Here is an 11,535-nt window from a genome sequence, read left to right as displayed (position 1 = left end):
CTAATCTAGACAGTGATTAGACTTCGGCCCCCTGCGTCAGGTGCAGTTGCATCTGACGTTTTTGTATTTACTCATTGGAGTTTACTAATGGCAACGATCAATCAATTGGTTCGTAAGCCTCGTAAGCGTCAAGTTGCGAAATCTGACGTTCGCGCATTGCAGGCTTGTCCTCAGCGTCGTGGCGTATGTACCCGTGTATATACCACCACACCTAAGAAGCCTAACTCTGCATTACGTAAGGTTTGTCGTGTTCGCTTGACCAACGGCTTTGAAGTATCTTCCTACATCGGTGGTGAAGGTCATAACTTACAAGAGCACAGTGTTGTGCTGATTCGCGGCGGTCGTGTAAAAGACTTGCCTGGTGTGCGTTATCACACCGTTCGTGGTGCACTTGACTGTGCAGGCGTAAGCAATCGTAAGCAAGCCCGTTCTAAGTACGGTGCTAAGCGTCCTAAGTAATTCTCATTAAGTTAATACTTAATGGGTCTACTTAGTAGACGTCAAAATTAAAGATAAGAGTAAGGTTGAGCCCACAATTTCGTTGGTTTGCTCATGTACTCCTGAAGAAGAGGCTTATCAGATGCCAAGAAGACGCGTCGCCGCTAAGCGTGAGATATTACCAGATCCAAAATTTGGTAACCTAACGCTAGCTAAGTTCATGAATATGGTCATGGAAAGTGGTAAAAAATCAATCGCCGAAAAAATTGTTTACGGTGCATTGGATAAAATGGCCGAGCGTAATAAAGACGCCGACCCAGTTGAATTATTCGAAAAGGCGCTTGAAGCTGTACAGCCAATGGTTGAGGTTAAATCTCGCCGTGTTGGTGGTGCAACGTATCAAGTACCTGTAGAAGTACGTCCTTCTCGTCGTATGGCGCTTTCAATGCGTTGGATCGTAGAAGCCGCTCGTAAGCGTGGTGAAAAATCCATGGGTATGCGACTAGCTAACGAATTGCTAGATGCTGCTGAAGGTAAAGGCGCTGCGATCAAGAAGCGTGAAGATGTGCACCGTATGGCTGAAGCCAACAAAGCATTCTCTCACTATCGTTTCTAAGGTTTTAAGGACGGGTAAGTGGCACGTACTACTCCAATTAATCGCTACCGTAATATCGGTATATGCGCTCACGTAGACGCGGGTAAAACCACGACTACGGAACGTGTACTTTTTTATACCGGTCTTTCTCATAAGATCGGTGAAGTACATGATGGCGCGGCGACCATGGACTGGATGGAACAAGAGCAAGAGCGTGGTATTACTATCACCTCTGCTGCCACCACCTGTTTCTGGTCGGGCATGAGCAAGCAATTCGACCAGCATCGCATTAACATTATCGATACCCCTGGACACGTAGACTTTACCATTGAGGTAGAGCGTTCATTACGTGTGTTAGATGGTGCGGTAGTGGTGTTGTGCGGATCGTCTGGTGTTCAGCCACAACACGGAAACCGTTTGGCGACAAGCTAACAAATACGAAGTGCCTCGCATGGTCTTCGTAAACAAAATGGACCGCGCCGGCGCTGACTTTTTTATGGTTGTCGATCAACTTAAAAAACGTCTTGGTGCTAACGCGGTGCCTATCCAAATTAACATTGGCGCTGAAGACGACTTCAAAGGCGTGATTGACCTTGTTTTAATGAAGGCCATCATGTGGAATGAAGAAGACCAAGGTATGACTTTCAGATTGGAAGACATCCCAGCGGATCTGCTCGATACTGCCAATGAACACCGCGAAAACCTACTCGATGCAGCAGCTGAAGCTTCTGAAGAATTAATGGATAAATACCTTGAAGAAGGTGAGTTATCGGTTGAGGAAATCAAAGCGGCTTTGCGTAAGCAAACCCTTGCTAATGAAATCGTACTAGTGGCTTGCGGTAGTGCATTCAAAAATAAAGGTGTTCAAGCAGTACTTGATGCTGTTATTGAATACCTCCCTTCGCCGACAGAAGTTAAAGCGATTGAAGGTGTTTTAGATGATAAAGACGAAACCCCAGCGGTTCGTGAAGCATCTGATGAAGCACCGTTCTCTGCGCTTGCATTTAAAATCGCCACCGACCCATTCGTAGGTACGCTAACCTTTATTCGTGTTTATTCCGGAGTTCTAAATACTGGTGACAGTGTTTACAACCCAATTAAACATAAAAAAGAACGTATTGGTCGCATGGTGCAAATGCATGCAAACAACCGCGAAGAAATCAAAGAAGTACGCGCAGGCGATATCGCAGCGGCTATTGGCTTGAAAGATGTGACAACAGGTGAAACCCTGTGTGATATCAAACATAAAATTACCCTTGAGCGCATGGAATTTCCAGAGCCGGTAATTTCAGTAGCTGTTGAACCAAGGTCAACCGCGGACCAAGAAAAAATGGGTGTTGCATTGGGCAAGCTTGCTCAAGAAGATCCATCTTTCCGTGTTGAAACGGACGTTGAAACCGGTCAAACCATAATCTCAGGTATGGGTGAGCTTCACCTAGACGTGTTGATTGACCGTATGAAGCGTGAATTCAGTGTTGAAGCGAACATAGGTAAACCACAAGTGGCTTACCGTGAGTGCATCACAGTGCCTTGCGATATCAATTATAAATTTGCGAAGCAATCTGGTGGTCGTGGTCAGTATGGTCATGTTGTCATCAAGTTTGAGCCGACTGACGGCGAAGAACTGGAATTCGTAAATGAAGTTGTTGGTGGTGTTATTCCTCGTGAATACATTCCAGCAGTGCAGAAAGGTATCGAAGAACAAATGAAGAACGGTATCCTTGCCGGTTATCCTCTTCTAGGTCTGCGCGCTACTCTACATGATGGGTCATTCCATGATGTTGACTCCAATGAAATGGCGTTTAAAATCGCCGCTTCTATGGCCACAAAAAAGTTAGCGCAAGAAGGCAAGCCAGCCTTACTTGAGCCTATTATGTCTGTAGAAATCGTGACCCCTGAAGATTACATGGGTGACGTTGTTGGAGATTTGAACCGTCGTCGTGGTCTCATCCAAGGTATGGACGATAGTCCATCCGGTAAAGTGGTGACTGCAGAGGTTCCATTGGCGGAAATGTTCGGTTATGCAACCGATCTACGTTCTGCCTCCCAGGGTCGTGCAACGTACGCCATGGAATTTAACAAATACGCTGAAGCGCCAACTAATGTCGCCGAAGCTGTAATTAACAAAGCCTAATTAAGCGAACTAAAGAGGTCTATTATGGCTAAGGAACAATTTGAGCGTAACAAACCGCACGTAAACGTAGGCACAATTGGCCACGTTGACCACGGTAAGACTACGCTAACAGCAGCACTAACTCGTGTTGCAGCAGAAGTTTTCGGTGGTAAAGCGGTAGATTTCGCAAACATCGATAACGCCCCAGAAGAACGTGAGCGTGGTATTACTATCGCAACTTCTCACGTTGAATATGAAACAACTGACCGTCACTACGCACACGTAGATTGCCCAGGACACGCGGATTATGTTAAAAACATGATCACTGGTGCTGCGCAAATGGACGGCGCGATCCTAGTATGTGGCGCAACTGACGGCCCTATGCCTCAGACTCGTGAGCACATCCTACTATCTCGTCAGGTTGGTGTACCATACATCGTTGTATTCCTAAACAAAGCTGACCTACTTGCAGAAGATTGTGGTGGTTTTGGTACAGAAGAATACGAAGAAATGCTAGAACTAGTAGACATGGAACTGCGTGACCTACTATCTGAGTACGACTTCCCAGGTGACGACACTCCAATCGTTCCAGGTTCTGCACTAATGGCATTGAATGGCGACGACACTGACGGTCTTGGTACTTCAGCTGTTAAGAAACTGCTTGAAACACTAGACAGCTACATCCCAGAGCCAGAGCGTGCAATCGACGGTGCATTCATCATGCCGATCGAAGACGTATTCTCTATCCAGGGTCGTGGTACCGTAGTAACGGGTCGTGTTGAGCGCGGAATCGTACGTACTGGTGAAGAAGTTGAAATCGTTGGTATCAAAGACACAACGAAAACAACCGTTACCGGTGTTGAAATGTTCCGTAAGCTTCTAGACGAAGGTCGTGCTGGCGAAAACTGTGGTGTACTACTACGTGGTACTAAGCGTGATGACGTACAACGTGGTCAAGTACTATGTAAGCCTGGTTCAATCTCTCCACACACTAAGTTCGAAGCTGAAGTATACGTGTTGGGTAAAGATGAAGGCGGACGTCACACTCCATTCTTCAAAGGTTACCGTCCACAGTTCTACTTCCGTACAACTGACGTAACAGGAGAGTGTATTCTTCCTGAAGGCGTAGAAATGGTAATGCCTGGTGATAACGTTCAACTAACAGTTGAATTGATTCACCCAATCGCGATGGACGAAGGTCTACGTTTCGCGATTCGTGAAGGTGGTCGTACTGTAGGTGCGGGCGTTGTTGCTAAAATCACTGAGTAATCGTTGATTTAACAATACGCTGAGCTTCGGCTCACAAGGAAAGGTCTCTTCGGAGGCCTTTTTTTATGCCTGTAAATTTTTTGACAGGCGGGGTTTTGAGTTGTGCAGCAGTCGTTAAGTGCAAGTTCGTTATGATGGTGTAAAAATGATAAGGCCCTTATGGACCTTATGTGTTTGTAATAACGACTTATGTGTTTTGTGTTTTCTCGTGGGTAAAATCTAACTCAACCGTTTGATTAGAGAATGCACGTGGTCCGAGTAATGTAAATACAGCCACTAAGCCAACAAGCATGCCCACCCAAGGTTGTTGGAATACACACAGGGCAATCGCAATGACCACCATTACGCCTCGCTCAGTGGCGTCTTTGACTAATGACAACGCAAGCATTGCGCAAGAAAAACCAGTTAATATTAGTGTGATTGCCAGTGCGAGCGGCAATAACGGCTGAAGAAGTGTAACAAGTGGCAGAAAAATAAAGAGCACAGGCAGAAGAAAAAACAGCGCATAAAAACTGCTGATCGAATCATAGAACGAATCCACTTTTTCTCGACCCAATCCCCATCGTTTTAACAGAATAACCTGAATGCCTGTCCACATAACGCCTTGTGTTGAAAAAAAAGGCGTCGTGATGGCCATCATGATGTTACGAATGCCGGTGGCAATGTGAGCGCGGGTACTGTTAATTTCAAGTTTTTCATCGGGTCGATTGGGTTGTGCCTCTTCGATTAATTGGTCACCTGTTACTAAGTCACCGAAGAATAAAACATAGGTAATTAAAGAAAGCGGTAGCGCCGTTAAAAACATATCAAGCGATGGCCAGCCAATAGCAAATGGTGACACCTTGTTCCAAAGCGAAACACTGTGTGTTGCGACATCTAAAATTTCCCAGCGAATGTTATAAGTGAATTCATTTGTAAAAAAGCCGGTTAAACCGGCTACGATGAAACCGGGTAATAAACCTAAACCCACAAGAACAGCAAGCCATTTCATGTGTACCATTTTTTGCTGAAGCGGTTTTGAGAATGCCAGTAGCATACAAATGAATACACCCAATGTACCCGCAATAGGGGCTTGTTCGAATACATTTGACGCATCACCTGCTTGTGTTACGCGCATGAATGCAGCAAGTGCGGCGCCCAAAATAATCCCGCCTTTTAATACGTTTGGCACGTACTTAACCAGTTTGGCACCTAATCCTGTCAGGCCTAAAAAAATTAATATGGCTGAAAAGTTTAAGGTCATGGCGGTCATGGCTTGGAATTGAACAACATGATCGAACCCTCCTTCGGTTAACCGAAAGGCAGGTAACGATAGGAAAGCAATGACGAAGGGGACGGCAGGTGTTAACCAGCCTGGTGCGTAAGGGTCGCCAAATGCAAACCAAGACAGTGAAATTAATAGGCTGTGTATAGTGGCCATGATAACCGCTTCTTCAAACGAAAGGCCCATCAAATGTGTGAATACAGGAACAAGTGCTAAGCCAGTTGCACCTGCCACCGCAACCCCTTGTAAATAATCGGGCAATGAAAAGCGTGTGTGAATAAAGGGGATGCGTAGGGTGAATGGCCCCCATTTGGCTCCTGGGTGAACGTCACCGTGACGGCGGGTAGTTGGCATAAAACACTCCGAAATCATCGCAGAATACGGCAGCGCCGTTCACGGTTGGCCCTATTGCAAAGCGATTTTTATTTATTGTTATATGTATGTTTTCGAGCATCACATTGAGCTGGTTTGATATGTTGCTTGTCTCAGCTACTGAACAAAGTACGTTATGCTAAACGTGACTTCAATGGGTAAGATTGGGTATTACACATTAATTAATCAATGTATTCCTGATTGGCTTATTTTGACGAATGGAGAGATAAAGAAGATATTACTAAGGATAAATATGTTTGGGTGAGCGAAAGAGTAAGTTGTTTTGGGCATAAAAAAAGGCCTCCGAAGAGACCTTTTCTTTAAGCTTTCAAGTAAACGTTAATTACTTTTTCTTTTCAGCTTGACGCTCTTTCTCTTCTGCAATTACTTTCTCAGATACTGATGCAGGGCATGCAGAGTAGTGAGAGAATTCCATTGAGAACTGACCACGACCAGAAGTCATAGTACGTAGGTGGCCAATGTAACCAAACATTTCAGATAGAGGTACATCCGCTTTAACACGTACACCAGAACCCGCCGCTTCTTGACCAGAGATCATGCCACGACGACGGTTAAGGTCACCGATAACATCACCAACGTGATCTTCAGGTGTGAACACGTCAACTTTCATGATTGGTTCAAGCAGTTGCGCGCCTGCTTTAGGGATAGACTGACGGAATGCACCACGAGCGGCTAATTCAAACGCTACAGCAGAGGAGTCAACTGCGTGGAAGCCACCGTCGTATAGTTCGATTTCAACGTCTAGTACTGGGAAGCCAGCAAGAACACCCGTGCTCATCATGCCTTTGAAACCTTTCTCAATCGCTGGGAAGAATTCTTTAGGAACGTTACCGCCCACAACCGTAGAGCTGAATGTGAAGCCAGAGTTTTGCTCGCCAGGCTTGATGCGGTAGTCGATTTTACCGAACTGACCAGAGCCACCAGACTGTTTCTTGTGCGTGTAAGTATCTTCAATTTCTTTCGTGATCGTTTCACGGTAAGCAACTTGAGGTTCACCAACAATTAGGTCAACGCCGAAAGTACGCTTAAGAATGTCTACCTTGATATCTAGGTGAAGTTCACCCATACCACGAAGAATGGTCTGACCACTGTCTTCATCGGTGTGTACAAGGAAAGTAGGATCTTCTGCAACCATTTTACCAATGGCGATACCCATTTTCTCAGCGCCGCCTTTATCTTTAGGTGTAACAGAGATAGAGATTACAGGCTCAGGGAATACCATGGCTTCAAGTGTACATTCATGCTTAGGATCACAAAGAGTGTGACCTGTTTGAACGTTTTTCATGCCTACGATTGCGATGATGTCACCGGCTTGAGCAGAGTCTAGCTCTTTACGCTCATCGGCTTCCATTTCACACATACGACCAACACGTTCCGTTTTACCGGTGAACGAGTTAAGGATGGTGTCACCTTTCTTCAATTTACCAGAGTAAATACGTACGAAAGTTAGGGCGCCAAAACGGTCGTCCATGATTTTGAACGCAAGTGCACGGAAAGGCTCATCAACCGATACAGTAGCGACTTCACCCGTAGGTTCACCCAGCTCATCAGTAAGCGGCTGTGGAATTACGTCGGTTGGGCTTGGTAGGTAATCTACAACGGCATCAAGAATAAGCTGGATGCCTTTGTTCTTAAACGCAGAACCACAGAACGTTGGGAAGAAGGCTAGGTCACGAGTACCTTTACGGATACAGCGCTTAATGTCTTCCATAGAAGGCTCTTCACCGTCCATGTAAGCCATCAATAGGTCGTCGTCTTGCTCTACCGCAGTTTCGATTAACTGTTCGCGGTACATTTCAACGTCTTCTACCATGTCAGCAGGAATGTCTTGGATTTCAAAGTTTTCAGGTAGACCAGAGTCATCCCAAACGTGTGCTTTACGAGTTAGTAGGTCAACAACACCTACGAAGTCATCTTCACGGCCGATAGGAAGCACCATAATTAAAGGCTTAGCAGCAAGTACATTTTCAACTTGATCTACAACTTTAAGGAAGTCAGCACCGATACGGTCTAGTTTGTTTACGAAGATGATACGGGAAACGCCCGACTCATCCGCATAACGCCAGTTAGTTTCTGATTGAGGTTCAACACCGCCAGAACCACAGAATACGCCGATGCCGCCATCTAGTACTTTAAGAGAGCGATATACTTCAACAGTGAAGTCAACGTGCCCAGGCGTATCGATAACGTTCATGCGGTGATCTTTCCAGAACGTGGTGATCGCTGCAGACTGGATGGTAATACCGCGCTCAGCTTCTTGTTCCATGAAGTCAGTAGTCGATTCACCATCGTGAACCTCACCAGTCTTATGGATTTTACCAGTAAGCTTAAGGATACGTTCTGTGGTAGTAGTCTTGCCCGCATCTACGTGGGCGAAAATACCAATATTTCTGTATTTAGATAGGTCTGACATAACTTGCTCGACATTGCAGGGTAAAAATCGCCGCAGAGTTTAATGGCTTTGGCGACGATATTGAACAAAAAAATAGCAGTATTGGCCTTTAAAGGGCGAAAATTTGCAAATATGCATTAAAATTTCCCCAAGCTGCTATCTATGGGAGATTTTGGGGCCGTATCTTAGCATGATTCTCTATGAATAAATCGCCTTTTTAGTGAACTGAGTGTAGCCGATCACTCACTGTTTGCAGGTCATGTAGAAGGATCACTGTAGCCAGAAGATAACCTCTTGTTCTTCAAGGAAAGTTCTCGCATTTTCACCTTGTAGCATGGCAAGGGTAGATAGAAGGCCTGCTTCAATACAGGAATTAGCAGCAACCGTAATAGACAATGGCGGGTTTGATACGGGCCAGCCTGTTTTTGGGTTTAGTATGTGGCCATAACGAACACCGTTATGAGTAAAATGTTGCATGGCGGTGCCACTGGTCGTAATCGCCCCGTGTTTGATGTCGATGACCGCTGTTGGTTGAGTGCCGTTGGGGTTTTCAACGCCACTGCGCCAAGATTGTCCGTTTTGCCTGACCCCGCTGACCCTTAAATCGCCCCCAAAGTTAATCAAAAACGGATATGGACAAGCTTGTTTTAGTATCTGCCAGCACTTATCCACCGCGTACTCTTTACCTATGCCGCCTAAATCGATCTCCATTCCCTGTGGTAGTTCGAGGGTGTTGCCGTGATGAATGATTTTGTTAAAGCCAATAAAGGGTAGTAGTGCATCTATCGCTGATTGTGGAGGGAGAGAGGCCATGGTCTTAAAGTTCCATGCTTTACGTAAGACGCCAGATGTTACATCAAACAGACCATCGCTCAATTCATAGCATTGTTGTGCGAATTCTAATAATGACTGAGTCTCAGGGTCCAGTTCGCAGTGCTTATGCTGATTAATACGGTGCATAAGGTTGTCATCACGATAGCGGCTAAACTTCTTTTCGATGCGCCAAGCTTCTTGGCTGATGGATTCAAATAATGCTTGGGTAGCCAGTGTTTGTGGTGCGTCAATTAGTACTTGGCAAGGGCTCGCCATCGCGGTGAATTGGCATTGGTGCAGAGAGGTATGCAAGTTGAAATGAGTACTAATATCAGACAATTTTGTTATTCCAATTTCAATATACGAATAAATACTGGCTTTGTGGGCTCATTCACAGTCAAAAACCGGATTATTCTACACAATAACAACATGTGCGATTTGGCCACAATAATAAGTAGGTACTCATACCATGGGACGCTTCATTCATCGGCTCGGCTTCGGGTTGACATTTTGTTTGGCGCTAGTCGCCTGCAAACCAGACTCACCAAAAGATAAAGCAGGAGCGCAAGCCGGTTCCGCCTTGTCGTATGATTTTACGTTAACCCAAGCAGAGTTTGACGGGTTATCTGCTGAAGATCAATTCATGGTAGCAAACAAGGTTTTGTCTACTATGTACCGTGGCATTCCTGCGGATGAATTTTTTGATCTCACTAAAGGCATGGAAAAGCCAGTTATTCAGTATTCTAATTTTATTGAGCGCACGCAAATTGCTTTACAGCAAAAATTAAAAGCAGATGAAGTGCGAGCGTTGAACCGCGACATTAATGGTGTTGAGGATAATATTGAAACCGAAGGCGTTAACGAATCTGTGCAATCTCGTTTTACTAATATCGATAATAATGAGCCTCATCAAATTTTCATGGCCCGTGCTCATACGTATCCTATTAGTGAAAATCAAATGGTGCAGTGGATGAGTTTCTTTCTTGCAAACACGATAATGTTTTCACCGGCAAGAGAAATGGATAGTACGAATAATCAAGACATCGATCGTGTCTTGGGCTACTTAGAAGGAGCCTTAAGTGAAGGCAAGACCATACGTGAAGTTATTCGCGGTTGGTTACACAACTTATCACGCTGGCGCGTATCTCGCTCACCAGAAAACCATGCGTTAGAAATGTTTGAATTGTATTTGGGTATTTTTAATGACACTCCAGAAGAGCAGCAAAATACCATTAATGGTGGTAAAGCGTGTAGCCAGTGGTATTTGACCGATAACGATGCCGACTACCAATTGTTAAAAGATAATAAACAGGATGGTATTGCTGAGCCAGTCAAAGTCTTTAATCAATATATTTATAATTGTGATGATTTATATGGTGTTGTGGCTGGACATCCGTTACTTATTCCTCGAGTGGTAGAAGTCATCACTAATTATTTTTTAGATGGCATGAGTGGTGAGAAAAAACAAAGTGTGGTGCAGGCAATTGTGGCGACGGGTCCTGAAACCTTTCAAGACGTCTTTATGGCCGTTATGTTTTCAAAAGCATTTTTGTTAGAAAGTACTCGTCCTAAAAGCTTTGAAGAAAATGGTTTTAACTTTTTACATGCGATGCACTGGACGCCTCGTTCTGGTTCTGGTGATTTAGGTCGTAGCGTACTTGATAATGTGTACGACTCTTCAAACAATAATAGAGCTGTTGGTGTGCACAAAATGGGCTGGTCTGCGATGGATTATAAGATTGGCCGGACACCATTTTTACCAATGGATGTGTTGAGCTTTGCCACATATCACAAGGCGATTCGAGAGTCTGTGCTTTTAAACGAAAGAGCATTTAGTGGCTGTAATCATCCGGGTAAGAAGTATGAATCTTGTTATCGCTTGCGCTCGGAAGAAGATTTAGCGAAATATGTACCTTTTGAATACGAAGGTGACGGGGGTGCATTTTATCGCCAAGGCACTGAGGATTTAAAACCGGAGCTTGAGAAGTTAACAGCGAGCGAGTTTATAGACTTTGTTTTCCTAACAGCATTAGGGCGTCGTGCAGATAGCATAGAGAGAGCTGCATTCTTGACGGAAGCTAATCAAGATAATCGTGATTTCATTCGTGAAGATGATGAGGGTGTTTTGCAATTGCGTCCAACTACTCAGAGCGATCAAGTGGTGGGAAAATAGAACAGATGATTTTGCTGAAATTATGCTGGATTATATTTCTCGGTTACCTGAATTTTATTATTACAAAAGCGTGAGCCAATAGGAG

Annotated in this window: 7 protein-coding genes and 1 pseudogene; 5 read left to right on the top strand and 3 right to left on the bottom strand. The window is 44.8% G+C overall.

Annotation, left to right across the window (positions count from 1 at the left end; translation table 11 throughout):
* Positions 1-87: 87 nt before the first annotated feature.
* The 4 genes and pseudogenes from rpsL to tuf all read left to right on the top strand — a co-directional run bounded on the left by rpsL (position 88) and on the right by tuf (position 4,415).
* The gene (gene rpsL, locus ACU6U9_RS03790) at positions 88-459 is read left to right on the top strand and encodes a 30S ribosomal protein S12 (RefSeq protein WP_283788407.1); all 372 of its coding nucleotides are present in this window, start codon (positions 88-90) and stop codon (positions 457-459) included.
* Positions 460-580: 121 nt separating this feature from the next.
* Complete coding sequence (rpsG, locus tag ACU6U9_RS03785) at positions 581-1,054, top strand: 30S ribosomal protein S7 (protein WP_446733742.1); 474 nt, start codon at positions 581-583, stop codon at positions 1,052-1,054.
* An 18-nt stretch (positions 1,055-1,072) separates the two neighbouring features.
* Positions 1,073-3,167 (top strand): annotated as a pseudogene (gene fusA, locus ACU6U9_RS03780) (elongation factor G).
* 24 nt (positions 3,168-3,191) lie between these two features.
* Entirely contained in the window at positions 3,192-4,415 is a 1,224-nt protein-coding gene (gene tuf / locus ACU6U9_RS03775) for an elongation factor Tu (protein WP_446733741.1), read from the top strand.
* Positions 4,416-4,602: 187 nt separating this feature from the next.
* Here tuf and ACU6U9_RS03770 read toward each other — a convergent pair whose 3' ends face one another.
* The 3 genes from ACU6U9_RS03770 to ACU6U9_RS03760 all read right to left on the bottom strand — a co-directional run bounded on the left by ACU6U9_RS03770 (position 4,603) and on the right by ACU6U9_RS03760 (position 9,616).
* Positions 4,603-6,033 carry a hypothetical protein gene (locus ACU6U9_RS03770; RefSeq protein ID WP_446733740.1) on the bottom strand — a complete coding sequence of 477 codons (1,431 nt, stop codon included), beginning with the start codon at positions 6,031-6,033 and terminating at the stop codon, positions 4,603-4,605.
* 361 nt (positions 6,034-6,394) lie between these two features.
* Positions 6,395-8,485: an elongation factor G gene (gene fusA, locus ACU6U9_RS03765; RefSeq protein ID WP_446733739.1), complete on the bottom strand. Its 2,091-nt coding sequence runs from the start codon at positions 8,483-8,485 to the stop codon at positions 6,395-6,397.
* A 249-nt stretch (positions 8,486-8,734) separates the two neighbouring features.
* Positions 8,735-9,616: an FAD:protein FMN transferase gene (locus ACU6U9_RS03760; protein ID WP_446733738.1), complete on the bottom strand. Its 882-nt coding sequence runs from the start codon at positions 9,614-9,616 to the stop codon at positions 8,735-8,737.
* A gap of 130 nt (positions 9,617-9,746) precedes the next feature.
* Here ACU6U9_RS03760 and ACU6U9_RS03755 point away from each other — a divergent pair, with 130 nt between their 5' ends.
* On the top strand, positions 9,747-11,450 hold the full coding sequence (locus ACU6U9_RS03755) for a hypothetical protein (protein ID WP_446733737.1): 1,704 nt from the start codon (positions 9,747-9,749) through the stop codon (positions 11,448-11,450).
* Positions 11,451-11,535 lie beyond the last annotated feature (85 nt).

Source organism: Pseudomonas sp. HK3, from assembly GCF_052920985.1.
This window is presented reverse-complemented; position numbering and strand designations above follow the sequence as displayed.